Here is a 22,993-nt window from a genome sequence, read left to right on the forward strand (position 1 = left end):
ACACAGCAGGACGGAACGCTTCCGAGAATCTTCGCGCATCACGGTGTGCCGCAGGCACCGCATTGCTGACCTGCGGAAACAGGCTCCAGCAAGGACGTCGGCAGCCCTCGGGCGGTGGGCTGCCGCCCCGCACAGCAAGGTTCAGCGCAAGGGGGGCCCTGCTGCTCTCGGTGCATCACCAGGTGCCACGCGCACAAATCTCAAGGAGCCTGAGATGCAGCCCACCACCACCGCCGATGCCTTCTCCCGAGTCCGGAACGCGAGCCCGGCATCCATCGAATCGGCGTTCGCCGAGCACGCTCCGCATGCCCCCGCTGGGGCCTACCCGGCCCTCGGAGGCGTGCCCCTGTCCGAGATCCACGAGCACTTCCGGAACCGCTCGGTTCCGGCCGCCTGGAAGAACGCGGTCCTCGCCGAGCTCGTCGAGGCCGCGCAGAGCGGCGACACGCTCGCCCACCTCGCGGTGCTCGTCGTGTTCGTGCCCAAGGCGATCGCCGTCGCGACCTCCACCCGGGCACTGCGAAGGTACCCGCTGAAGGACGCCGTCTCCATCTACCTCGGGGCCCTCTGGGAGCAGGTCCTCGTCCACCCGCTCCACCGCAGCGGGTCCGTCGCGGGCAACCTCACCCTCGGCGCCCTGCACTCCGTCACCGAAGAGGACCGCCGGGACCCGGCGCTCGTCGACGCGCTCCGCACCGATGGGCTGGACGGCGGAGCAGTCGAATATGTCCTGCACCAGCGCTCGGCAGGCGCGGAGACCGAGAACCCGGCCGAGACGTCGGAGAAGGACGTCGCCGACCTCTTCGCCTGGTCCCTCGACTCAGGGATCCTCACCCCCGAGGAGGTCTCGCTCGTGAGCCTCTGGTACCTCGGAGGCAGTGAGGGCCAGGCGGCCGCCGCCGCCCGCCTCGGGCTCTCCCGGGACAGCGCGCGCAGGCACATCTGCCGCGTCCGCACCAAGCTCACGTCTGCCGTGCGCGACGAGGTCGCTGCCAACGGCTGGACCTGAGTCCCCCGCCCAACCCCCAGAGCCAGCCCCCGTACGACGGCTCCCGTACGGGGGCTTTCAACTCCGCATCTTGTTCCAGCGGCTTTCATCGAATAATCTATAGATGTCAGATCGAGTATTTAAGGAGTCCCATGCGCACGCAGGATGTCGACGGCACCACCCTCAGGCTCTTCAGCGAGGGCGAATACCTCCACTGGGTCGGGCCCCTCACCGACCCCGACGGGTCCCCCCGAGCCCATCTCGTCTACAGCGGCCCCGACGAGGCCATGGTCTCCTCCGACGGGCGCGGCTTCTTCTACTACCCCACAGCCGAGGCAGCAGCCCTCGACACCGGCTCGACCGTCATCGTCTCGGTCTCTGCGAAGACCGCGGACAAGCTCGTCAACGAACGCCCCTAGAGGCGAGCCATGAACGCCGCAGACGTCGTCAGCGCCCTCTGCCACGCGGGCAACCCCACGGACCCCCGACTCCTCCTCCGCTACGCCGAAGCACTCGACGCCAGCCAACCGATCGGGCCCCGCACCAGGCTCACCGAGGACCAGGAGGACAGGGCGCTCCTCGCACTCGTCCGCGTCGACCGGCCGCGGGCCACCCTCGAAGACCTCCACCAGATCCCCCCGCTGGCCCTGTCCCCCTACTCCCAGGTCCTCTACGACCTCGCCGGGGAAGGCCTCGGCCCCCACGACACCAAGGAGACGAAGTGATCGCACACCTCGCCCAGCCAGCGCGCTACAGCTCGCCCGACCTCGGAGAGCAGGTCGCCAGCTGGATCGCCCACTCCGCGATCTGGCACCTCACCGCCCGCCTGCCGCTCCCCCTGCTCATCGTGGTCGGCATCGCCGCCGTCGGCTGGATCGCGTACCGGAGGAGCCGGCGCGGCTGAGCTAGCAGGTGCGCCAACGTCTACGTAGAGATCGCCCACCTCATGGGGATTTCCCGATCGAGCCTGGATGGTCTGGCGCCCAGGCGAGGAGAGCTTCGAGGACTTGGCCTGACCATCGTCGAACGCGTTCTCCTAGCGATCGGCTTACGTCCGGCGATCAGGTGTCGAGGAAGTCCCATGCGCTGCCCAACACCCACCGCAACGCGCTCATCTTCCCGTTCAGCATGCCGAGCTCGAAGTCCGTGTACGGTCCGAGTTGCCCGGGCTGGGTATAGGTAGCCTCGACGCGCGCACGGGCGGGGCCGGCGATGGCTCGGAGACGCTCGAGCTCTTCTATGTCCTCTTCCTGTTCGGCGCGGTAGTCGTGCTGCATGGACCGGTAGTACCAGATGCGGTCGAACATCTCGGTCTCCGCGGCGACGATCTCGTCCAGCCGGCGGGGCTCTTCTCGGAAGTCTGTCTCCTCGAAGAGTTCCTCGATTTCCTCACCGAAGTGATCGCGCAGGATCATGTCGAGGCCGTCGACCCCGAGTGCGTATCGGCTGCCGGTCCCGTCGAATGCCTCCGCGATGTTGTCGTGCGGCTCCCGTCTATCACCATTCACACGAGAGAAGTCGGTGTAATTGCTGGTGACGAAGGCGTGCGGGTCCTCCGTGAGGTCCGCTGCCTGCGTAGCGGTCTGATAGAGCTCGAAGATGACAGCGTCGGCGACGCTGTTCTTCCCACTGTGGAATGGCGCGGCCTTTCTCAATCCGCGCTCGACGACGCGCATCATCTCGGCCTCCGTGGGCTCGACGGTCTGACCGGCGATGAGGAGTTCACGGATTTCCCGGAAGTTCCGGCTCGTCATCGCGCCGATGAGCGGGAGATGCCGGCCCAGGTCCTCGATGACCTCCACAGCGTGGGCATCGTCGTCGCTGCCGTAGGTCACGAGGTCTTGGCGGATTTGCTTGAACCGAGACGCGATGCTCGACGTCATCATTGCCTGCACTCTGGCCTCGTTGCGGTCGAATTCCTCAACGATTACCGGCGGGACCAGGAGCTTCACCTCTCCCTGATGGATGAGTACACGCAAGGCGACGATCCATCGCTGCCCGTCCCGTCGCTGTGCAAGGTCCAGACATGTAGAGGTGTCTATGAGAAGGTGCAGCACGAGGTCAGCCTACGGAGTGTGTCCCGGGGGTCTCTATCATGTGCCCACACCCGCCTCATCAACTCGAGCACCGGCCTGGCCCACAGCTCGGACCATTCGACAGTCGTCGACGGGCTCACAAGGCTCCGGGCCGCGGGCCACACCTACGGCGCCGACGATCTCCTCGCAGGCGCGCTCGCGCTCAACTGGCGGGGCAGCGCCGCGCTGGAGACTCCGCGACCTCGCCGAGGAGATCAACGCCGGCAAGCGCAAGCGCTACCACACGTCCCTAGCCGATGACATCCTCCAGCAATGGGCGAACGACGCCCGGCAGCCCTGAGCCATTTCCTCAAGAGCCCCCTCATCGGACCCCGGACCGGTGCTGGCATAGACCCCCTTTTTGGTCAGGGATGGGCTGTTTCTGGCCAGATACGGGGGCCGGTTCATCCGAACCGAGGGCTACACGCCCAACCTTGACCCACTACTGGCCATATTGTGGCCACGGAGTACCCGATGGTGGGTTCAAAACGGGGCCGGTTCGTCTCATCGAGCCCCCTCACCTGCACCGGCCCCATCCACACCGGGGAAGCGTCCACAACCATCGAGCCCCAAGTTAGGGCACAACGACAACTCGTTTCCTCCACAGCAGCTCATCAGGTTACTCCCCCATGCCTATATCAGGAGCGGAACGTCTCACATGCGTGCACAGCCCGGCCGCGAACCATTACCCGCGCCGCTCACACATAGCAGTCAACCGTCTCTGACACGTGTAACGATCACTTCCTATTGTCTGGCGATGCAGTAGCGATGCAGTAGCGATACAGTGATCCTAAAAGACTTGCATCGATACTGCATCAATGCTGCATGGCTGATGCAGCGCTAGTGATCGATAGTCACGGATGTAATACGTGTTCCACGTGACTTGTAGACACAGCTAATTCTCATGGACTATGTAGTTATCAACTCGATGACGGATGTGAGTCATACTGTAAAAGTGTCTAGAACATCCTTGTAACATGTGTTGACTGGTTCTAGACTGTGCGTTATGGACTCGACACCCACGCAATCAGTGCGCAGTAGCTCTGCGCTCTTCCCGGATGACGTGCTGGAGGCATGCAGGCGAACAGTCTGCATCGCCAACGGCAAGGGCGGCGTCGGCAAGACGACACTGACCACGAACCTCTCGACCGTGCTCGCGGAAGCCGGCTACAAGACGCTTGTCGTCGACCTCGATGCCCAGGGCAATGTCGCCGTGAACCTCGGCTACATCGACGACGAGAGGTACGACGACGGGCAGGCCCTGGCCCGGGCAGTCCAGTTCGGGGAGGCACCTGTCCCGACGACCGGGGTACGCGAGAACCTCGACGTCCTCTCCGGCGGCGAGCACACGTCCCGGCTGCTGGACATCCTGCACGGCGATGCGCTGCGCGGGGGGAAGATGCGAGGGGGAGTGGCCCGTGCGCTGGCGAAGGTCGCGCAGGACTACGACCTGATCTTCATCGACACCCCGCCGTCGGACGCGGGGTACACGGCGGTGGAGGAGGCCATGCTCGCCTCCCGGTGGATCCTCGCCCCGGTCCGCCCCGAACCGAAGTCCCTCAAGGGGCTCGAGTCCCTCGCGCGCCGCGTGACCAACGTGAACACGCTGAACCCGTTCGTCGCACTGCTCGGCGTCGTCCTCTTCGGCGTCCCCACGGGGGCCACCAGGGTAGAGAAGCGGCCGAGGGAGATCCTGGGGCAGAGCCTCGAAGGGATCGCCCCGGTGTTCGAGGCGAAGATCCGCAACGTCGTCGCGGCCGACGCCGACGCAACGTTCCGGGGAGAGTCGGCCCACGAGCTGGCCCAGGAGGTCAAGACCCAGGCGCCGTTCTGGGAACGGCTGAAGAACCCCGGCAAGGGCGGCCCACAGCTGGCCGCCTCGGCAGGCTCGCTCGCCGAGGACTACATGGCCCTCGCCGAGCAGATCGTCGCCGAGCTCTCCGCCCAGGAAGCAGCACTCGAGGAGGCAAAGGCGTGATGGCCGAGAACAAGCTCTCACCGCTGGGCGGCCTGAAGCGCCGCGCCCAGCTCCGCCCCGAATCCTCGGGCGCAGCCGAGCCGGCCCCCGTCGCTGCGGATCGGCCACGCGAGGAGCCGGCACCCGCCGCGGAGCCGGCACCGTCGGCCGTGCAGCTGGCCGCCGTGCCGGACCCGGTCGAGCCGAACGCTCCAACGGTGGGGGAGGAGCAGCACACGGGGAACATCACGCTGAGGATCCCGACCGACCTCATGAGGTGGCTCGAGGCCCACCACCGCGAGTCGAAGGTCTCCTACCCGAACATCCTGCTCAACGCAGTCTCATGGGCCCACCCCCGCATGGCAGAGCTGTTCGCCCAGACCGAGAGCCCGGTCCCCGAGGGGGACCTCTTCGGGCGCCCCGCGACGATCCCGACGCTCCGCCGCGGCGAAGCCGAGTACGACACCAAGGCCATGAAGCTCCGTCCCGAGCACCTGGCCGTCATCGACGGCCTCGCCGCCAAGTGGACGCACAAGAACAGGACCCAGCTCCTGACCGTGTCCCTGAAGGCCTACCGAGACAGCCTTCCCGGCTGAGCCAGACCAGAAACCGAACAAGAGGGGGAACCATGACGACCACGACGGAAAGCGCGCCCGGGAAGAAGGCCGAGAGACCGAAGAAGGCCGCTTCACCGACCCGATCGAAGGCAAGGCCACCGGTGATCGCCGCGGGAATCGTCCTCGTCGTCGTGTTCGCCCTCCTGTTCGTGTGGATCCTCAACGCCCAGACGCACACCCGTCAGGTGTTCACGGCCGCCGGGGACCTTCCCCGCGGCCACGTGATCACGACCTCCGACCTGGCCACCGTCGACATCCCCGAGGGCCAGCCGATCAAGAGCGTCGCGACCACCGACCAGGGGGCGCTCGTGGGCAAGACCGTGGTCAAGGACGTCGTCGGAGGGGCGATCATCGCCCCCGAGCAGGTCTCGGGCGGATCCGGCCTCAGCGACAGCCAATCGATCGTGGGCCTGAACCTGACCGCTTCGCAGATCCCGTCCTACCCGCTCGCCGCCGGGGACAGGGTCCGCCTCATCGGGACCCCCGGCAACGGACAGGACGTCCCGGCCAAGGACCCCGACGCGATCTCCGCGACGGTCGTGAGCACCTCGCCCTCGGCCGACAGGAACACCACCCTCGTCGCGGTCCAGGTCCCCCGTACGCAGGCCGCCCTGCTGGCCGCACGGGCCGCCACCGGCCGCGTCGCCCTGATCCTGGACGGGGGGAACTAATGGCGACGATCCTCCTCCTCAGCCTCTCCGGCTCGCCAGGAGCCACCACGGCCGGCCTCGCGCTCGCGCAGGCCTGGGAGCGGAGCGTGATCCTCGCCGAGGTCGACACCTCGCACTCGAGCAGCGTCCTCTCCGGGTACCTGCGCGGCCAGGTGCCCTGGCAGCCTGCGAACGTGGTCAACCTCGCAGTCGCCGCCGCACGGCACGGGAGCATCAGCCACAACGACGTGTGGGCCCAGCTGCGGCCGCTCGACGCCGACACCGTCGACCAGGCGACCCGCTACCTGCTGCCCGGAGTGGTCGACCCTCGCACCTCCACCGGGCTCGGGCGGATCTGGGCGGACCTCGGGCAGGCCGCCGAGACGTTCGACAGCGCCGGGATCGACGTGCTCTTCGACGCCGGCCGCTGGGACGTCGACGATCCCAGGACGCCCCTGCTGCACAGCGCCGACGCCGTCCTCGTCGTGGCCCGCCCGTCGCTGTCCGCGACCTTCGCGATCCACGCCCGCCTGGCCGAGATCCAGGCCTCGCTCAAGAGCGTCGGACACACCAAGCACCTCATGCTGCTCGCTGTCGACGACCCCCACACCGGGTACACCGCGACCGAAGTCGCCGCCACCCTCCAGCTGCCCCTCATCGCCTCCCTGCCGCACGACCCGGCCTCCGCCGCGGTGTACAGCGACGGCGCGACGGCGGCGCAGCGCTTCGCCAGGAAGGCGCTCCCGCGCGCCGCCGCGCAGCTCGTCTCGGCGCTCCGGACCGCGACAGGACGGAACCGGGGCCTGGTCGACGCAGCGCTCAGCACCGAGCTCGAAGGGCTGTGAGCGTCATGATCCAGCACCAAGGAGCTTCTACACATACGACGAACACTGAGGGGGAACAGTGAGCCGACCAGACGATGTGAGGAGCCTCTTCGCAGGCCTCCCGCTCATCGAAGACCAGAGCGCGCCCGAACAGGGGCAGCGCCATCCCGCAGCGGCAGCCCTCGCCGCGGCCGGGGCGGCGAGGCCGAGCGGCCGCCCTGTCGCCGACGCCCCGACGCCAGCGCCCGAGGCGCAGCCGGCGGCGGGAGGCTCCCGGGCCGGGGACGACGACGCGTCGATGATCGAGCACCTGGCCGACATGGTCGTGAACGCCCGCCAGCTGCGGGCCGACGAGGAGGCGGGCGGGAACCGCGACGCCGTCGGACAGGACATCATCCGCAAGGCCCTGGCCGACTACCAGGAGCAGCGCGTGCGCGCCGGAAAGGACCGGCTCACCCAGGACGAGACCGCGGCGCTGCAGCGCCGCCTCTTCGACCTCGCCTACCGGCTCGGCCCCATCCAGAAGTACCTCGACGACGTCACCGTGGAGAACATCCACGCCAACGGCGCCGACGAGCTCATCGTCCGCCGGGCCAACGGCATCGATGAGCGCGTCCCCCCGATCGCGGGCAGCGACGCCGAACTGGTCGAGATGGTCCAGTCATGGGTCCAGCAGGCAGGGGAGGGCTCGCGCGAGTGGACCACGGCCGAACCGATCCTTCGCATGTCCCTGCCGACCCCCGAGGGCGAGCGGCTCACCGCGTGGCTGCCCCCGATCGCGACCAGGCCCGCGTTCCGCATCCGCTGCCACCGGATCCGCAACATCACCCTGGAGGATCTGGTCGGGCTCGACATGCTCACCGCGGAGGCGGCCGAGCTCCTCTCCGCGGCCGTCAGGGCCCGGCAGTCTGTGGTCACGTCCGGGCACCCCGGGGCCGGCAAGACCTCGTTCACCAGGGCCCTCGCGGCATCGTTCGACCCAAACGAGCCGGTGGTGACGATCGAGACCGAGCGCGAGCTCTACCTCGGAGAGCCGAACCACCACAACGTCCTCGCGCTCCAGGAGCGCCCCGGGCAAGGGGAGCGGGACACCCGCACGAACGAGCACGTGGGCGCCGTCAGCCTCGACGACCTGCTCGCCTCGTCCCTGCGCGCGGACGCCCAGCGCATCATCGTCGGCGAGGTCCGCTCCTCCGAAGTCGTGCCCATGTTCCTTGCCATGGCGTCGGCGGCAGGGTCGATGACCACGATCCACGCCGACACCTCGCAGGACGCGATCGCTAAGCTCGCCGCGCTCCAGCAGCGCGAGCTCGGGACCTCCGACGTGTTCGCCAACCGGCAGATCATCGACCACATCCGCCTGATCGTCCAGCTCTCCACCTTCACCGGCGCCGGCATCCGCCGCCACGTCACCGAGATCGCCGAGATCCAGCGAGGCGAAGGCGACAGGCCAGTCGCGCACTACCTCTTCCGATCCCCGGAGCGCGGCGAGCCCGCGGTCCCGGTCCGCGAGGGGCGCCCCAGCGACAAGCTCGCCGCCGTCCTCGCCGACTTCGGCTACGACGTGAACAAGCTCTGGAGGGCCTCATGACGGGCGCGGTCCTCGCCGTCCTGTGCGCGGCCGGGATCACGCTCGGGATCCTCGTCGTGGTCCTCGGCGCCACCGGCGCCCGGCTCGGGACGCGGAAGCGGCGCGGCCCCGGAGCGTGGGCGCGCCTGAAGGCAAGGTTCGGGCCCCGCGGGGCCTGGGCCCTGGTCATCGGCATCTCGGCCGGCGTCCTCCTCTTCGCCCGCACAGGGTGGGTCGTCGTCCTCGTCGCCGCCCCGCTCGCAGCGTTCATCCTCCCCGCGCTGTTCTCCAACGCCGACCAGCGCCGCGAGGTCGAAAGGCTCGAAGGCCTCGAGAGCTGGTCGCGCGCCCTGGCCTCGCTCGTCGCAACCGGGTCGATGTCGCTCTCCCGCGCGATCGTCGCGTCCCTTCCCAACGCCCCGGCATCGATCGAGACCGAGGTCACCAACCTCGTCGCCCGCCTCTCCGCACGGTGGAGGACCCGCGATGCGCTGCGCGCGTTCGCCGACGACATCGACGACCCCACCGGCGACCTCCTGGCCACCCGGCTGATCCTGGCCAGCCAGATCCAGGTCAGCTCGCTCAGCAACGCCCTCACGGACCTCGCCCACGCCATCCAGGAAGAAGTCACCAACCGGCGCGAGATCGAAGCGCAGCGCGAGACGAACCGGACCACCGCGCGCAGCGTCACGATCATCAACGTCGTCCTGCTCGGCGGGGCGGCCACCATCTTCGCCGACTACTTCAGCTTCTACCGCGAGCCGGTGGGACAGCTGGTGGTCGCGCTGATCTTCGCCGCCTACGGCGCGGTGCTGCTGTGGATGCGCAGCATGTCGGCGATCCGTACACCGCCGCGGCTCTTCGCCGCACCCGACCATGACGGCGAGACAGCGGACGCCGTCGGGGAACAGGCCAGCAGCCTCACCGGCAGGACCATCCACCGGGCTCAGGAGGCCTCATGATCTGGGCAGCGCTCATCATCGGGGCAGCCGTCGGGCTCGGCGTGATCGTCGTCGCGGCCGAGTTCGTCCCGCGCAGGCCCCGCCTGTCCTCTGCGCTCGAGCAGCTGCGCGCCGAGGACGTCGAGGTCTCCAACCAGTCCTTCCGGGACAAGCTCGGCCGTGCCGTTCAGACCGGTCCGTTCCAATGGCTCAAGGCAGACCCGAAGGACCTCTCCCTCGTCGAGGTCACCCCGCTCCAGCACGCGACCCGACAAGGCATCGCCGGCCTCTTCGGCCTCGTCGCCGTACCCCTGCTCTCGCTCGTCGTCGTGTTCGCCGGCAGCTACCCGGCCGTGCTCGTGCTCTACTCGCTGCCCCTGGCCGCCCTCCTGGGCCTGGTGCTGATGTGGGCCGCGAACCTCGCCGTCGCCTCGCAGGCGAAGGAGAAGCGACAGGACTTCTCCCGCGCCGTCGCCGCGTTCATCGAGCTCGTCGCCGTCGACCGGAAGTCCGGCTCCAGCGCAGCCGTCGCCCTGTACCGCAGCGCCCACGTTGCCGACTCGTGGGTGTTCCGTCGGCTCCAGCAGTCCCTGCAGTTGGCCGAGTTCCGGGGCACCCAGCCGTGGGAGGCGTTCAAGCAGCTCGCGGCCGAGATCGACGTCAAGGAGCTCGCCGAGCTCGCGGACTACATGTCCCTCGCCGGCACCGAGGGCGTCTCCGTGTACGAGGCGCTCCGGGCCCGGGGCGCGGGCCTTCGGGTCGAGCTCCTCACGCAGATGCGCACGGAGGCCAACGCCAAGACCGAGAAGATCACCATTCCGGCCGCGGTCCTCGGCATGCTCCTGCTGGCCTTCATCGCCGTGCCCCCGATCATCAGGCTTCTGGGGACATAGCACCGACTTGACTGGAAAAACCCGCTGGAACACGGGTTTACTCGAATAAGCAAGACATCTCTACAACAAACGACGGGGAGAAAGGAAGACCGCTATGAGGAACATCGGCCTGCATCTCGCAGCAACCCTCTACACGGCAGGAATCGCCCTTCAGGGGCGCATCGAGGGTGCGCTCGCGCCCAAGGACAAGGACTCCGAGCGTGGATCGATCACCCTCGAGCAGGTCCTCTGGGCCGCGGGGATCGGCCTCGTCGCCGTCGCCGTCATCGCGATCGTCGTCGGCGTAATCAACAGCAAGGCCGGACAGATCGGCCGCCTCGGCAGCTGACACGGCCCCGAAGGGGATTGGGGGGAACGATGAGCTGGAAACGGAGCGATGACGTTGAGCGGGGATCGGTCACGCTCGAGAACGTCATCGTGCTCCCGGCCGTCCTCCTCCTGCTCTTCGGCACGTTCCAGGCTGCGTTCTGGATGAACGCGCGCAATGTCGCGGGGGCGGCGGCTGATGCCGCGTACTCGGCGGCGCGCGCCTACCAGGCACCTCCCGGGGCCGGCGAGACAGCCGCCGGCCGGGTACTCGCCTCGAACCGTCTCGACGCCGCCCGAGTCAGCGTGCAGAGGACCGGGACCACGGTCACCGTGACCGTGACCGGGTCCAGCGGGACCATCGTCGCCGGATGGGGAGGCCCCGCGGTCTCCGCGACCCGGACCGGACCCGTGGAGAGGGTGACGACGCCATGAAGCACGTCACCACGCACCGCGACGGCGACGAACGGGGCTCGACCACCCTCGAGCTCGTCATCGTCGTGCCCGGGTTCATCCTGCTCCTTCTCCTGCTCGTCTTCGGCTTCCGTGCCACCACTGCGGGGCAGAACGTCGAGGCCGCAGCCGGCGCAGCGGCCCGAGACGCCGCCCTCGCCCGCAGCGCCGGGCTCGCCCAGGCCAACGGCGCCTCCGCGGCCTCGGCCGCGATCAACCAGGCCCAGGCCCCATGCCAGAGCACCCGCGCCAGCATCGACACCTCGGGCTTCAACGCCCCGCTCGGACAGATCGGCACCGTGCGCGCCACCGTGAGCTGCGTCGTGCCGCTCTACGGCCTCCTTCCCATGCTTCCCGGGACCATGACGATCACCAAGACCGCCAGCCAGCCCGTCGACGCCTACACCCAGAGGCAGCCATGAACATCCGGCTCACAGGCAGCCCGGGGGCCGAGCATCGAGAGCGCGGATCCGCCACGCTCCTGATGGTCATCACCTTCATCGGCCTCCTGCTCGCCGTCGGACTCGTCGTCGACGGCGGCCAGAAGATCGCCGCAGACCGCGAGGCCCGGAACATCGCCGAGGCCGCCGCCCGGGCCGGCGCCAACGCCGTCGGCGGGAACGCCGTAGCCGGCGGGACGCCGACCATCGACCTGCAGACAGGCGCCGCGAGGGCCCGGTCGTACATCGCGGCCGCCGGCGTGCAGGGCTCCGTGTCCGCGGCGGGGGACACACTCACAGTCACCGTCACCTCGAGCCGGCCGGCGATCATCCTCGCCGCGATCGGCATCCCCAAGCTCACGTCCACGACCACGACCACCTCACGAGTCCTGAAACAGTAGGGGGCAGCAGGATGACCAGGACCGGCCACCAAAGACCGCCAAACCGAGAGGCAGACACCATGCAGATCAAGACCACCCGAACCGCCCTGGGCGCCGCCCTCGCCGCGGCGGTCCTGGCCCTGACCGCATGCGCAGGCAACCCAGGCGGCCCCACCACCGGAACCGCAACCAGCACGCCCACTGCCGTGAGCCCCTCAGCCACACCCACCCCGACGGCGCCAGCGTCAGTCCCGCCGCCCACCAGCGACAAAGAGGCCCTCGACCAGTCCATGGTCGCGATCAATGCCTTCGGCAAGGTCCTGGACAACGCGAGCCGAACCAAGAACGGCGATCCCGCAGCGTTGAAGGCTGTTTCCACCAAGCAGGCCCTCGACTGGGGAACCCAGTACGTCACGAAAGCGGCCACGGACAAGACCACCTACACCGGCGAGGTCAAGAATTCACTCATCTCCGGGTTCACGGGTGACCTCACGTACAACGGCAAGGCCTACCCGCACGGTTCGGCCCAGCTCCAGGTATGCGAAGACAGCTCAAATGTCGTCGGAACAAATCCCGACGGAAGCCCTGCGTCGAAGCCGTCGGTGCCGCGTGTAACGGTCGGCTACTGGACTGAATACGACCCGGCAAACGCTCGCTGGCTGGTTACAAAGACCTTCCAAGACGGGACAAACGCATGCTGACACGCACACGGACGCTACTCACGGCAGCGGTTGTCAGCCTGATGGTCTCGGTAGCAACAAGCCTGCCCGCACAGGCCATCTCACCCATGGACGGGTCGTGTGCCCGAGGCACCTGCAATGTTGATGTGAGTCGCCCCGGTTCGGATCCGTCGCCGGGTTCGTCGTCGCAGGGGTCTAATACGAAGGGTGGGTCGGAGACGGTTGTCCAGCCGGGGCCGACGTCGTGCCAGGACTCCTCGGGCAAGGATGTCGCGTGCAGCAACCCGGACCTCGGGGTCTGGTCCAACACGGACCAGTGCTATTGGAAGCTCGCAGATCCTCAGAAGGCCCCGCCGCCGGGGAAGACTGTTTCGGACGGCGCGTGGTACCAGTGCGCGGGGAACCCGACTTCGAGCAATGACCCGTTCCAGCGCGTCGGGATCGCCTCGTCGACCCAGGTGTGGCTGGACAAGCCGCCCGCGGGTGTCACGCAGATGACCCCTGGGCTGGCTGCGGTGGAGCTGCTCAAGAGGTTCGTGTTCCAGCCGATCCCGATCGGCATCGTCCCCAAGCCCGATGCCGGTTCCAAGGGCTCGGTCGGGCTTCCGGTATGGCTGTGGGTGCAGGGGCCGAGCCAGCAGAACTTCGGGCCCTGGGCGCAGTCGGCGACCATCGGCGGGGTCGCGATCTCCGGCACGGCGAAGGTGACCTCGATCGACTGGGATCTCGGCGACGGGTCGACGATCACGTGCTTCAGCCAGGGCACCCCGTACCAGGAGAGCTTCGGGGTCACCCCGAGCCCTGACTGCGGCCACATCTACTCCCGGATGAGCACGGACCAGCCCGGCGGGAAGTACACCGTGACTGCCCGTGCAAACTGGACCTTCACATGGCAGGCGGCGGGGCAGACCGGGACGAACACGACGTCGGTCCAGTCCCAGACCCAGATCGCGATCGGCGAGATGCAGACCGTCATCATCAGCTGAAGCCCGATGGGCCGGGCGTGGCCGTTGAGGCATCTGCCCGGCCCCACTACATTTATAGATGTCAGATCGAGTAAAAGGAGACCTTGTGATGCGGAAGCTCGCCGCCGGCATCGGCGCCCTCCTCCTGCTGGCTGTCCTTCTCGTCGGCGTCCCGCTGGCCCTGGCCATCCTCGCCGGCAACCCGATACCCACGTGGGACGTGCTCGTCGCAGGCGTCACCCAGCCGGACTGGTCCGGCGCCTTCCTCATCGGCCATGTGCTGCCGATCGTCGGGTGGACCGCATGGGCGTGGATGGCGGTCGGGATCCTCTCGGTCATCCCCTCGACGCTGCGCCGTGTCGAGCCCCCGCGCCTTCCCGCGTTCGGGATCGGGCAGCAGGCCGGGCGCGCGCTTGTCGGAGCGGTCCTGGCCATGGCCACGGTCAGCGGGGGAGCCCTGGCCGCAACCGCCGCCTCGGCCCCTGCCGCCCATGCCGCGGCCCCCGCGTCGGTCTCGGCCGAAGCCGTGCCGGGGACACCCGCCCCCGTTCACGCCGCGGCGGCAGTGCCGTCGGCCCCGGAGAAGGCCGCGCCGATGGTGACAGTGAAGGATGGTGACTCGCTGTGGTCGATCGCCGAGGCCCGGCTCGGCTCGGGGGAGAGGTTCAGGGAGATCCTCGACCTCAACCTCGGCAAGGCCCAGGCCGACGGGCATGCCCTCGGCCGTGACCAGTTCGTCAACTCCGGCTGGGTCCTGACACTCCCCGCCGACGCGCACGTCGACCGCGACAAGGACGTCGAGGTCCAGGCCGGCCAGACCCTCGGGAGCATCGCCAAGGACGTCTACGGCGACCAGGGCAAGGCGGAGGAGATCTTCCAGGCATCCCAGAGCATCGTCCAGCCCGACGGCACCCAGCTAGGCCACACCGGTACCGTCCGTCCCGGCGACCGGCTCATCGCCCCGAACGCCATCCCGGCAACGTCGGCAGCACCCGCGGCCGAGATCCCCGCGGCACCGGCACCGGCACCCGCACCCGCTCCGGCAGCAACGGCCGAGGCTCCTGCTCAAGCCGCGGCGGCCGCGGCTCCAGCCGCTGATGCCCCGGCACAGGAAGCCCCGTCGACGTCGGAAGCGGCGCCGTCTGAGGCGGCGCACGCTGCCCCCGCGTCCGCTGTCGAGGATTCCGAGTCCGTCTTCCCCGTGACCACGCTCTGGGGTGCAGGCCCGATCCTCGCTGCCGGTGTCCTCGCCGTCCTCGGGATGCGGCGGATGCGGCAACAGCGGAACCGCCGGGTGGGGGAGCGGATCGCGATGCCGGTCCCGGAGATCGCCGCGACCGAGCTCGAGCTCCGCGCGGCCGAAGACCCCAACGGGGTAGAGGAGATCGACCTCGCCCTGCACTGGATCGCGACATGGGCCCACGAGAACGGCGTGGACCTGCCGAAGCTGTTCGCGGTGCGCCTCTCGCCGTCCACCGTCGAGGTGTACCTGGAAAGCCCGGCCAGGCTGCCGGAGCCGTTCGAGGCCGTCAGCGACGACGACTGCGCCTGGGCGGTCGACCCGCGCGTGATCCCGGCGTTCGACCCGAAGACGACCGCCCCGTACCCGGCACTGGTCTCGCTCGGCGTGGACCCGCAGGACGGGCACATCCTCGTCGACCTCGAGCAGATCGGCGCACTGGCCATCACCGGCGACGAGGAGAAGACAAAGGGGGCACTGACCGCGATCGCGATCGAGCTGGCCTGCTCCAAGTGGAGCGAGGACCTCCTCGTGACCCTCGTGGGGTTCTGCCCCGAGCTCCCGTCCGCGTTCGACACCGGCCGGGTACGGCATTACGAGGACCTCGACGCGCTCCTGGGCACGCTCGAGGCCCGCACCGGGCACGACGCCGCCCTGCTGGACCGGCTCGGGCATGCCGGGACACAGGAGGCCCGCGTCGCCCCAGGCGCGTCGGACACGTGGCCGCCGGAGATCGTGCTCCTGTCCCAGGCTCCGGAAGGGGACCAGGCGCGCCGTCTGGCCGAGCTCGTCGAGAAGCTGCCCAGGGTCGGCCTCGCCGCCGTCTCCCCGGGCACGATCAGCGGTGCGTGGGGTCTGGAGATCGGCGAGGACCGGGCCGCGACCCTGAACCCGGCCGGCATCCCCCTGACCGCCCAGATCGTCGACGAGCACTTCTACTCGGACATCATCGACGACCTCGTCACCACCCTGAACGCGGCCGTGCCGGCCGAGCCCGCCCCAGAGCCCGTCGTGCCCGTCGTCACCACCGAGCCGGGGGAGGACGAGGACGACGAGCTCGAGGAGGCCGCTGAAGCCCCCACGCTGCCCGTAGCGGGGGAGACCCCCTCGAGCCCGGCGAAGCTGATCGAGATGGGGGAGCGGGCCGCAAGGCGCCGCCCCAGCCGGGCCAAGGTCACGATCGACCTTCCCGACGCCCCGTTCATCCGCATCCTCGGCCCGGTCCGGATCGAGAACGCCAAGGGCGTGCACCCCTCGCAGGTCAAGGGCGCCTCGGTGGCCCGGATCACCGAGCTCATCGCGTTCCTGGCGCTCACCGGACCTGCATCGACAGAGGAGTACGACCACGCAATCCACCCCAACGCCGTCGTGACGGCGACCAAGCGCAACCCGAACATCTCTCGGGCGCGGCGCTGGCTCGGCGAAGACGACGGCGGGAAGAAGTTCCTGCCCGAGTTCGCCGACGCCGACTGCTACCAGTGCCCGGTGCCTACCGACTGGTCGGTGTTCTGCGAGCTCGTGGGCAACGACGCCGTCGCCGCGTCCGACGAAGCGCTCGAGGCAGCGCTCGAGCTCGTCACCGGCCAGCCGTTCCAGGGCGTGCGCACGGGCACGAGGGGAGCCTGGTCGTGGTCCGAGCCCCTCCAGCAGGAGATGATCGCCGCGATCAGCGACGTCGCGTACGAGCTCGGCGCACGCGCCCTCGAAGACGGGGACGCCGAACTGCTCCTGAAAGCCTCCACCCGCGGGGTCATGGCCTCCCCCTCCACCGAGGTCCACCGCCGCCACAAGCTCGAAGCCCACGCGATGCTCGGCGACAAGGAAGGCTTCGAGCGCACCATCGAGGCCCTGCGCGAGCAATGCGACGCCATGGACGACCTGCCCGAGGTCGAGACAGACGAGCTCATCGCCCGCCTCCGCGGGCACTTCGACAAGAAGCGGGCCGCCTCGTGACCCACACCGCCACCAGCTCGCGGGCAATTGTGCAAAGGCGCTCTGCACAATTGCCCGCTGCCGGATGATCCGTCCGGCAGCTGTTGGCCGATGGCCGTGCGGCTGGCCATCGGATCCGTGTCGGACTGCCCGGATAGCCTGACTCCATGAGCGAGCTCGAGCCCGACCTCCCCGCCGGCTACGCCGAAGTCCTGGCAGCCGTGAAGAACGAGGTGCGCAGCGCGAGGACACTCGCCCGCCGCGCCGCGAACACCGCGATGCTGCAGATGTACTGGAAGATCGGCCGGACGATCCTCGACCAGCAGTCGACGCGCCCATGGGGCAGCAAAGTCCTCGAGCGGCTCGCGCTCGACCTCAGGGCCGAGTTCCCAAAATCACGAGGTTTTTCCCGTTCGAACCTGAGTTACATGCGCGCGTTCGCCGCGGCGTGGGACTGGCCGGAGGGAATTGTCCAAAGTGACTTTGGACAATTGCCGTGGGGCCATGTCATCGAGCTCCTCAAGCTCAAAGAACCCGCCGCCCGCGATTGGTATGCCGCCCGCGCCGTTGAACGGGGCTGGAAGTTGGAGCAGCTTCAGCACCAGATCCACACGGGCCTCCACCTGCGCACCGGAGCAGCTCCCAACAACCTCGAGGCCCGCATTCCGGACGAGGGCGAGGAGCTCGTCGGCGCATTGGCCAAGGACCCCCTTGTCCTGGACTTCCTCGGCCTGGACGACCAGGCCGAGGAGAGCGCCATGGAGGAAGCTCTGACGCTGCGGATGACCCAGACTCTGGCCGAGCTCGGCCCTGGGTTTTCGTTTGTGGGCCGTCAATTCCCCTTGGATGTGGACGGCGATCTATATGAGATTGATCTATTATTTTTTCACTGGCTCAGCAATAGGTTCGTGGTCCTCGAGCTGAAGCAAGGCCGGTTCCACCCTCGTGACCTCGGTCAGCTGGGCTTCTACGTGGCAGCTGTCAACGACATGCTCCGCCAGCCCTTCCATGCTCCGACCGTCGGGATCCTCGTCTGCGGATCGAAGAACGACCGCACAGTCCGATACTCCCTCGACGGTGCCGCCCAGCCGATCGCGGTCACCTCCTATACGTACGAGACCCTGCCCGCGCAGGAGCGCGCAGCACTGCCCTCGCCCGCCGAGATCAGCGCCGCGCTCGAGCGCGAGCAGCCACAGGCGCTCGAGGAGCCGGAATGAGCTCGTCAGGCCCAGACCGGCCAGGAATGTCGGACCCCGCCCGTACGGTGGGGGCATGGGAAGTGGAAGGGTCTACGTCGACTGCGAGACCACGGGCCTGCAGGACGACGCCGAGATGATCGAGGTCGCCGTCGTCGACGACGACGGCAGGGTGCTGTTCGAGAGCCTCCTGCGCCCCGTGCTCGAGCACGAGACCATCGCCACGGACATCCACGGGATCACCCTCGACATGCTCGCCTCCGCACCCCTGCTCGCCGAAGTGGCGGACCAGCTCGCCGCGGCCCTCGAGGGATCCGTCGTCGTAGCCCACAACCGCGACTACGACATCAGCCAGCTCGAGCAGGCGTGGGCCATCCACGGGCTCCCTGCGGCGCACTGGGCAGGGACCGACTGCACCATGGAGGCCGCGGCCGCAAGATTCCGGCCAGGGCAGCGGATCAGCCTCCACGACACCATGGCCGCCCTCGGAATCGACCCGCCGCCAGGGGCACACAGGGCCACAAGGGACGCCCAGTGCGCCCGCCTGGTCGACCTGGCCCTACACGCCGTATGACCTCCCCACGCTGGAGCGCCGAAGCCCTCAGGGCCATGTCCCCCATGCACGTCAGCAAGTCCCGGATCTGGACGGCCGTCACGGCACGGCTCGGCCAGGCAAGGCTCGAGCAGATCGAGGCGTGGGGATCGGCGTGATCGCCAGCTGCCTCGCAACTCCGCGGCACCGAACGGCGGTGCCTGGGGATTGTCCCGAGTGTGTGCAGGCCGTCCTTGATGCCGTTCACGCCCTGCCATCACCGGCGGAGGCCGTGCGGCACTTCTCCGCAGCCGCATGCACCGCCTTCAGGGCATCCCGGCGACCGCTCACGTGGAAGCGGGACTCCCGGAAGGAGGCCGTCAGCTCGTTCCAGTTCGCCCTCGCCGCGAGGGACCTCGCGGCGGTCGCCGCCTTCAGCCTGGAGCGCCCCGCTGCCCGTGGGTTCCCCTCTTACACCTCGTACAGGGCATTCACGACCGAGAACCTGGGACTGGCCAGCTCAGTCCTCGCACACACGTACTACGAGATCCAGGCAGTACTAGCCGGCTACCCGTCCGGGTATAGGCTCCGCCCAGACAGGGCCGCGATCGCAATGCTCGAGCAGCATCGCGACACGATCGCGCCCACGGTCCCGGATGCAATCGCACACATCGTCGACCGCCACACCGGCGAACAGGACTACAACAGTCCGGCCATCGTGCGCCCGGAACAGGCCGCGCAGCTGGCCGCGTGGATCAGCGGCCATGGGCTGCTCCCGCACCCTGTGGCCGCCTACCGGCAGGAGAGCGCAGCGTGGGCAACCAGCACCGATGCCCAGAATTGGTTCGACCGCCTCGCCCGGCTCGTCCCTGGCGACGAGCTGAGCTGGGACAACCGTCCGGTGTCGACCTCGCTGGACCCCGGCTACACCAGGCTCATGGCGTACGGGTGGGGAGACGACGCCGAATGGACCCCCCAGCAGCGGCATGTCCACTTCGCCATCACCGCCAGCCGTGGCTACTACGTCGGATCGGCGACCAGAATGCCGCACGACGAGCACGAGCTGATCCTCGCCCCCGGGCAGCGCTACCGAGTCACGGGAATCCGCCAGCACACCACCGGGGACATGCTCGGCCGCAGTTATGGCGGGCGGAGCAACAGGCTGTACATCGTCCTCGACGAGATCCACGGCTGAAGAGCCTGCCAATGCACAGCGAACACTGATGGCAGAGGCCCCAGCGAATACCGCACTGGCCCGGGCCGAGCGCCTCGACGCTGCCTGCACCGCCATTGCCGCGCAGCACGGCGGCGACGTGCTTTGCCGGCGCTGCGGCCTACACTCACCCCATGTCTTCGAAGAGGCGACGGAAAAAGCCAGATCCCAGATCCAGGCGCACACAGAACAATCCACCACACGCCCAGGTTCCTCGCCCTTCTGTCACGGAGTACCTCACCCTGACGGCTGTACCTGTCTTCCCGACAGGCGAAGCCGGCCCGCCGCAGGGCGGAAAGGGCGACTATGACACCGTCCATGTGCTCGGCATCCCTGGGGCCGACAACGTGAAAGTCGCAGGCATCGGGGTTGACGACCTTCTCAAGTCCGGGAACTCCTTGATCGCAGGGAGCCGGTTCGTCGCCTCACTCGTACCCGTAGATGGCAGCGAATCGTCCACCGCAGAAGTGGTGCCAAATTCCTCGGGCCGGCTCGCGCAGATCCGGACCGCGGTCTCCGCCGGGTCCTTCGAGGAAGCCGAATCGATCTCCTCGAATATGATCCTGCCGCTTCTGAGCTGGCTCGCCTTCACAACTGACACTGCGGTCGAGGCCGTCGCCACCGTGTTGACCGAACGCTCGACAAGCATTGTGCGGATCGGTGCCACTGTCGCCGGCCAGGTCAAAGCAATGACCCAAATCGACGCGATGTCATCGACCGACCTCGCACCATTTCTGGCTGCATATCGCGAGGGCCTGTCGTCCAACTCGCCCTTGTACCAAGCGCTCTCGTTCTACAAGGTCCTTGAAGGAGTCAGGGCACACGACAGCCGGTCCCGCCGCTCGAAGGCAGCACCCCGCACCGAGCCGAGCCCACTCGCGGCGACCTTGCCAACGGATCCTGCGCGCCTACCGTTTGCGACGGATGCCGAACGTGAGCCCTTCTCGCCATATCTCGGGAAGACCTTCGAAGCTATCGCGGACTCGGTCCGTGGCACGATCCGTCATGCCATAGCCCATCTCTCACAGGGCACAGAAGGGATACTGACCGCAGACAGCGTCGACGACGTCCGGGCCTGCAGGCGCATCTCCCCGGTGCTGCGCTACATCGCACGCGAAGCGATTGAGGGCGAGCTGAAGATCCTCAGGGCAAGGGCCGAAGCACAGGCACGAGAGAACGACCACCCAGCTGCCACCGAATAGATCGGCCGGATCTCACTACGGAGTGCAGGCGCCGAAGCACCCGAAAGCTTCGGCGACACATGTGGTTCCAGGGCCCGAAGACTTCAGGACCTCGCCCGCCAGGCTGACAGGTCAGGAGGATGAAGGCGTAGCCTTGAGCTACAACATTTATAACGCTATGCGTTAGAATCGTTGTATGGGCGTGGGGAAGCTGGCTGTCCTCGGCAGCATAGCCGAGCAGCGATGGGGCCTGGTCACCGCTGCCCAGGCCAGGGAGTCTGGGATCTCTCCGATGCAGGTTTCCCGTCTTGTCGCCTCCGGAGGCCTCATGCGACTGAAGCAGGGCGTCTACAGGATGGCTGGATCCCCGGAGCTCGAGCACGAGGACATCATCGCGACCTGGCTAGCACTCGGCGGCGACCATGCGCCGAGGTCTCCGTCCGGTGCCCCTGGCCTGGTCGTGGCCGGAGTCGACGCGACGATCCTGCACGGCCTCGGGGACTTTTACCCGGGCGAGCACGAGCTCATCGTGCCAGCCCGCAAGGGAACCCGCCTCCCCGGTGTCCGGTTCAGGGTCCGTGACCTTGCCCCGGAAGAGGTGACCTTCGTGGAGGCGCTGCCTGTGCTCACGGTCGAGCGGACGGTAGCCGACCTGGTGGAGACCTGGACGGAGACGAGCCTGGTCACCGACGTCGTCCGGGACGCCGTCCTGGACGGTCGCCTCGTGCGCCCTGACAGGCTCGCTGTCTACCTCGCCCCGCTCGCCGCCCGGCACGGGTTCCCGGACGGAGACGGCCGAGCCTTCACCCAATGGCTCTACGGCCAGGCAGGCGCACAGCCGCTCGAGGCCGCCCCGTGAGCGAGGGCTACAAGTCCTGGTCGGCGATCGCCGCCGCGATCAAGGCCAAGGCCCAGCAGGACCTCGCCCAAGGCCGCACACGCCACGGCGTGCACGAACAGCTTGTCCAGGCCCGCTTCGACCGATTCCTCTCCAGGGTGTTCGCAGACGGCGGCGACGGATGGATCCTCAAAGGCGGCACCGCGATGCTCGCCCGCGTCGCCGACTCCCGCAGCACCAAAGACCTCGACCTCAGCGCTCCCGGCGAGCTCGACACGGCCATGCGCGACCTCGCTGATAGGGTCTCGGCCGACCTCGGTGACCACATCCGCTTCGAGCTGGTCAAGACCGTCAACACCGGTCTCGGCACCAACCAGCCCGGGACAGCCCTCCGCAAGGCCGTCTTCGCCGCCGTCGACGCCGACACCGGCAAGAAGCTCGGCGACGTCTCAGTCGACCTCGCCCTCACCCACCCGCCCGTCGGGCAGCCCGAGCTCAAGGACCCGGCGAACCGTATCCACCTCCCCAAAGACCTCACCGCGTTCCCGTACAGACTCTGGCCCATCGCAGACCACGTCGCCGACAAGGTCTGCGCCACCCTCGGGACCTTCGGCGGCGCCCCGAGCTCCCGTATCAAGGACCTCGTGGACCTCGTCACCATCGCGACCACCCAGCAGCTCGACGCCCGCGAGCTCCAGAAGGCCATCGACGCCAGGCGGATCCTCAACAACATCAATTCCGACCTCGCCGTATTCAAGGTCCCGGACGCGTGGCGCGAGCAGTCGGGCCGACGCGAGTACCAGCGGCTCGCCCGCACCGCGGCCGTCGACGGCATCGACGACGTCCGCGACGCCGAAGCCCTCGTCGCCGGCCTCGTCGACCCCGCCCTCGCCTCGGAACCCGCCCCGGACGGCGTCACATGGGTCCCACGACGCGGCTGGCAGGCACAGCCGCCGGAACACCCCGATGCCGCAGCCGAGCCCGGCAGGGGAGAGGTGTGGGTCCGTGCGCACGTGCGCGCCGGATGGCCTGTTAGGGAGCACACCCGATCAGCCCGGGGCACTCACACCTAGGCCCGGGATGCCAGAAGCTGCGTGTACAGTCCAAGCGTCCGACTGGCGA

26 protein-coding genes are annotated in these 22,993 nt (G+C 68.4%); 25 read left to right on the forward strand and 1 reads right to left on the reverse strand.

Annotated features, from left to right (window positions below; all coding sequences use genetic code 11):
• Window positions 1-214 precede the first annotated feature (214 nt).
• From SPF06_RS21445 to SPF06_RS21460, 4 genes are all read left to right on the forward strand, one after another.
• Window positions 215-1,009 carry a hypothetical protein gene (locus tag SPF06_RS21445; protein WP_323281198.1) on the forward strand — a complete coding sequence of 265 codons (795 nt, stop codon included), beginning with the start codon at window positions 215-217 and terminating at the stop codon, window positions 1,007-1,009.
• Between the two features lie 131 nt (window positions 1,010-1,140).
• The gene (locus tag SPF06_RS21450) at window positions 1,141-1,407 is read left to right on the forward strand and encodes a hypothetical protein (RefSeq protein WP_323281199.1); all 267 of its coding nucleotides are present in this window, start codon (window positions 1,141-1,143) and stop codon (window positions 1,405-1,407) included.
• A gap of 9 nt (window positions 1,408-1,416) precedes the next feature.
• Window positions 1,417-1,713 carry a hypothetical protein gene (locus SPF06_RS21455; RefSeq protein WP_323281200.1) on the forward strand — a complete coding sequence of 99 codons (297 nt, stop codon included), beginning with the start codon at window positions 1,417-1,419 and terminating at the stop codon, window positions 1,711-1,713.
• The gene (locus SPF06_RS21460; protein ID WP_323281201.1) at window positions 1,710-1,892 is read left to right on the forward strand and encodes a hypothetical protein; all 183 of its coding nucleotides are present in this window, start codon (window positions 1,710-1,712) and stop codon (window positions 1,890-1,892) included. Before SPF06_RS21455 ends, SPF06_RS21460 begins: the two co-directional genes overlap by 4 nt.
• Window positions 1,893-2,049: 157 nt before the next feature.
• Here the strand turns inward: SPF06_RS21460 and SPF06_RS21465 are convergent, their stop codons facing one another.
• Entirely contained in the window at window positions 2,050-3,045 is a 996-nt protein-coding gene (locus tag SPF06_RS21465) for a PIN domain-containing protein (protein WP_323281202.1), read from the reverse strand.
• A 1,024-nt stretch (window positions 3,046-4,069) separates the two neighbouring features.
• On the opposite strand from SPF06_RS21465, the gene SPF06_RS21470 reads away from it, so the two are divergent.
• From SPF06_RS21470 to SPF06_RS21570, 21 genes are all read left to right on the forward strand, one after another.
• Window positions 4,070-5,041, forward strand: coding sequence for a ParA family protein (locus SPF06_RS21470; RefSeq protein ID WP_323281203.1), 972 nt, complete (start codon window positions 4,070-4,072; stop codon window positions 5,039-5,041).
• On the forward strand, window positions 5,041-5,616 hold the full coding sequence (locus SPF06_RS21475; protein WP_323281204.1) for a hypothetical protein: 576 nt from the start codon (window positions 5,041-5,043) through the stop codon (window positions 5,614-5,616). Before SPF06_RS21470 ends, SPF06_RS21475 begins: the two co-directional genes overlap by 1 nt.
• A 32-nt stretch (window positions 5,617-5,648) precedes the next feature.
• Complete coding sequence (locus SPF06_RS21480) at window positions 5,649-6,308, forward strand: SAF domain-containing protein (RefSeq protein WP_323281205.1); 660 nt, start codon at window positions 5,649-5,651, stop codon at window positions 6,306-6,308.
• Window positions 6,308-7,132: a hypothetical protein gene (locus SPF06_RS21485; protein ID WP_323281206.1), complete on the forward strand. Its 825-nt coding sequence runs from the start codon at window positions 6,308-6,310 to the stop codon at window positions 7,130-7,132. Before SPF06_RS21480 ends, SPF06_RS21485 begins: the two co-directional genes overlap by 1 nt.
• 58 nt (window positions 7,133-7,190) lie before the next feature.
• Window positions 7,191-8,702, forward strand: a complete 1,512-nt coding sequence (locus SPF06_RS21490; protein WP_323281207.1) for a TadA family conjugal transfer-associated ATPase — start codon at window positions 7,191-7,193, stop codon at window positions 8,700-8,702.
• Window positions 8,699-9,643: a type II secretion system F family protein gene (locus tag SPF06_RS21495; RefSeq protein WP_323281208.1), complete on the forward strand. Its 945-nt coding sequence runs from the start codon at window positions 8,699-8,701 to the stop codon at window positions 9,641-9,643. The genes SPF06_RS21490 and SPF06_RS21495 overlap by 4 nt, the downstream gene beginning before the upstream one ends.
• Window positions 9,640-10,515 (forward strand): TadC protein, encoded by an 876-nt coding sequence (locus SPF06_RS21500; RefSeq protein WP_323281209.1) that lies wholly within the window; start codon window positions 9,640-9,642, stop codon window positions 10,513-10,515. The genes SPF06_RS21495 and SPF06_RS21500 overlap by 4 nt, the downstream gene beginning before the upstream one ends.
• A gap of 94 nt (window positions 10,516-10,609) precedes the next feature.
• On the forward strand, window positions 10,610-10,843 hold the full coding sequence (locus tag SPF06_RS21505; protein ID WP_323281210.1) for a hypothetical protein: 234 nt from the start codon (window positions 10,610-10,612) through the stop codon (window positions 10,841-10,843).
• 29 nt (window positions 10,844-10,872) lie between these two features.
• Window positions 10,873-11,256 (forward strand): TadE family protein, encoded by a 384-nt coding sequence (locus tag SPF06_RS21510; RefSeq protein ID WP_323281211.1) that lies wholly within the window; start codon window positions 10,873-10,875, stop codon window positions 11,254-11,256.
• Entirely contained in the window at window positions 11,253-11,696 is a 444-nt protein-coding gene (locus SPF06_RS21515; protein ID WP_323281212.1) for a TadE/TadG family type IV pilus assembly protein, read from the forward strand. Before SPF06_RS21510 ends, SPF06_RS21515 begins: the two co-directional genes overlap by 4 nt.
• On the forward strand, window positions 11,693-12,115 hold the full coding sequence (locus tag SPF06_RS21520) for a pilus assembly protein TadG-related protein (protein ID WP_323281213.1): 423 nt from the start codon (window positions 11,693-11,695) through the stop codon (window positions 12,113-12,115). The genes SPF06_RS21515 and SPF06_RS21520 overlap by 4 nt, the downstream gene beginning before the upstream one ends.
• 59 nt (window positions 12,116-12,174) lie before the next feature.
• On the forward strand, window positions 12,175-12,795 hold the full coding sequence (locus tag SPF06_RS21525) for a hypothetical protein (RefSeq protein WP_323281214.1): 621 nt from the start codon (window positions 12,175-12,177) through the stop codon (window positions 12,793-12,795).
• Window positions 12,796-12,920: 125 nt separating this feature from the next.
• On the forward strand, window positions 12,921-13,760 hold the full coding sequence (locus SPF06_RS21530; RefSeq protein ID WP_323281215.1) for a hypothetical protein: 840 nt from the start codon (window positions 12,921-12,923) through the stop codon (window positions 13,758-13,760).
• A gap of 88 nt (window positions 13,761-13,848) precedes the next feature.
• Window positions 13,849-16,932: a LysM peptidoglycan-binding domain-containing protein gene (locus SPF06_RS21535; protein ID WP_323281216.1), complete on the forward strand. Its 3,084-nt coding sequence runs from the start codon at window positions 13,849-13,851 to the stop codon at window positions 16,930-16,932.
• Between the two features lie 146 nt (window positions 16,933-17,078).
• Complete coding sequence (locus SPF06_RS21540; RefSeq protein WP_323281217.1) at window positions 17,079-18,128, forward strand: PDDEXK nuclease domain-containing protein; 1,050 nt, start codon at window positions 17,079-17,081, stop codon at window positions 18,126-18,128.
• Between the two features lie 55 nt (window positions 18,129-18,183).
• Window positions 18,184-18,681 (forward strand): 3'-5' exonuclease, encoded by a 498-nt coding sequence (locus SPF06_RS21545; protein WP_323281218.1) that lies wholly within the window; start codon window positions 18,184-18,186, stop codon window positions 18,679-18,681.
• A complete protein-coding gene (locus tag SPF06_RS21550) occupies window positions 18,678-18,818 on the forward strand; it encodes a hypothetical protein (protein WP_323281219.1) in 141 nt (46 codons plus the stop codon). The genes SPF06_RS21545 and SPF06_RS21550 overlap by 4 nt, the downstream gene beginning before the upstream one ends.
• A gap of 113 nt (window positions 18,819-18,931) precedes the next feature.
• Window positions 18,932-19,834 (forward strand): hypothetical protein, encoded by a 903-nt coding sequence (locus SPF06_RS21555; protein WP_323281220.1) that lies wholly within the window; start codon window positions 18,932-18,934, stop codon window positions 19,832-19,834.
• Between the two features lie 152 nt (window positions 19,835-19,986).
• A complete protein-coding gene (gene mauJ / locus SPF06_RS21560) occupies window positions 19,987-21,054 on the forward strand; it encodes a methylamine utilization protein MauJ (protein ID WP_323281221.1) in 1,068 nt (355 codons plus the stop codon).
• 175 nt (window positions 21,055-21,229) lie between these two features.
• Window positions 21,230-21,892 carry a type IV toxin-antitoxin system AbiEi family antitoxin domain-containing protein gene (locus tag SPF06_RS21565; protein ID WP_323281222.1) on the forward strand — a complete coding sequence of 221 codons (663 nt, stop codon included), beginning with the start codon at window positions 21,230-21,232 and terminating at the stop codon, window positions 21,890-21,892.
• The gene (locus SPF06_RS21570) at window positions 21,889-22,944 is read left to right on the forward strand and encodes a nucleotidyl transferase AbiEii/AbiGii toxin family protein (RefSeq protein WP_323281223.1); all 1,056 of its coding nucleotides are present in this window, start codon (window positions 21,889-21,891) and stop codon (window positions 22,942-22,944) included. Before SPF06_RS21565 ends, SPF06_RS21570 begins: the two co-directional genes overlap by 4 nt.
• Window positions 22,945-22,993: the final 49 nt, after the last annotated feature.

Source organism: Sinomonas terricola (genome assembly GCF_034931225.1).
Taxonomy (GTDB): Bacteria; Actinomycetota; Actinomycetes; order Actinomycetales; family Micrococcaceae; genus Sinomonas; species Sinomonas terricola.

What these genes read in the sequence shown, in the direction of transcription:
- SPF06_RS21445 (WP_323281198.1), top strand. Translation starts at nt 215, where the DNA reads ATGCAGCCCACCACCACCGCCGATGCCTTCTCCCGAGTCCGGAACGCG.
- SPF06_RS21450 (WP_323281199.1), top strand. Translation starts at nt 1,141, where the DNA reads ATGCGCACGCAGGATGTCGACGGCACCACCCTCAGGCTCTTCAGCGAG.
- SPF06_RS21455 (WP_323281200.1), top strand. Translation starts at nt 1,417, where the DNA reads ATGAACGCCGCAGACGTCGTCAGCGCCCTCTGCCACGCGGGCAACCCC.
- SPF06_RS21470 (WP_323281203.1), top strand. Translation starts at nt 4,070, where the DNA reads ATGGACTCGACACCCACGCAATCAGTGCGCAGTAGCTCTGCGCTCTTC.
- SPF06_RS21475 (WP_323281204.1), top strand. Translation starts at nt 5,041, where the DNA reads ATGGCCGAGAACAAGCTCTCACCGCTGGGCGGCCTGAAGCGCCGCGCC.
- SPF06_RS21480 (WP_323281205.1), top strand. Translation starts at nt 5,649, where the DNA reads ATGACGACCACGACGGAAAGCGCGCCCGGGAAGAAGGCCGAGAGACCG.
- SPF06_RS21485 (WP_323281206.1), top strand. Translation starts at nt 6,308, where the DNA reads ATGGCGACGATCCTCCTCCTCAGCCTCTCCGGCTCGCCAGGAGCCACC.
- SPF06_RS21495 (WP_323281208.1), top strand. Translation starts at nt 8,699, where the DNA reads ATGACGGGCGCGGTCCTCGCCGTCCTGTGCGCGGCCGGGATCACGCTC.
- SPF06_RS21500 (WP_323281209.1), top strand. Translation starts at nt 9,640, where the DNA reads ATGATCTGGGCAGCGCTCATCATCGGGGCAGCCGTCGGGCTCGGCGTG.
- SPF06_RS21505 (WP_323281210.1), top strand. Translation starts at nt 10,610, where the DNA reads ATGAGGAACATCGGCCTGCATCTCGCAGCAACCCTCTACACGGCAGGA.
- SPF06_RS21510 (WP_323281211.1), top strand. Translation starts at nt 10,873, where the DNA reads ATGAGCTGGAAACGGAGCGATGACGTTGAGCGGGGATCGGTCACGCTC.
- SPF06_RS21515 (WP_323281212.1), top strand. Translation starts at nt 11,253, where the DNA reads ATGAAGCACGTCACCACGCACCGCGACGGCGACGAACGGGGCTCGACC.
- SPF06_RS21520 (WP_323281213.1), top strand. Translation starts at nt 11,693, where the DNA reads ATGAACATCCGGCTCACAGGCAGCCCGGGGGCCGAGCATCGAGAGCGC.
- SPF06_RS21525 (WP_323281214.1), top strand. Translation starts at nt 12,175, where the DNA reads ATGCAGATCAAGACCACCCGAACCGCCCTGGGCGCCGCCCTCGCCGCG.
- SPF06_RS21535 (WP_323281216.1), top strand. Translation starts at nt 13,849, where the DNA reads ATGCGGAAGCTCGCCGCCGGCATCGGCGCCCTCCTCCTGCTGGCTGTC.
- SPF06_RS21540 (WP_323281217.1), top strand. Translation starts at nt 17,079, where the DNA reads ATGAGCGAGCTCGAGCCCGACCTCCCCGCCGGCTACGCCGAAGTCCTG.
- SPF06_RS21545 (WP_323281218.1), top strand. Translation starts at nt 18,184, where the DNA reads ATGGGAAGTGGAAGGGTCTACGTCGACTGCGAGACCACGGGCCTGCAG.
- SPF06_RS21550 (WP_323281219.1), top strand. Translation starts at nt 18,678, where the DNA reads ATGACCTCCCCACGCTGGAGCGCCGAAGCCCTCAGGGCCATGTCCCCC.
- mauJ (WP_323281221.1), top strand. Translation starts at nt 19,987, where the DNA reads ATGTCTTCGAAGAGGCGACGGAAAAAGCCAGATCCCAGATCCAGGCGC.
- SPF06_RS21565 (WP_323281222.1), top strand. Translation starts at nt 21,230, where the DNA reads ATGGGCGTGGGGAAGCTGGCTGTCCTCGGCAGCATAGCCGAGCAGCGA.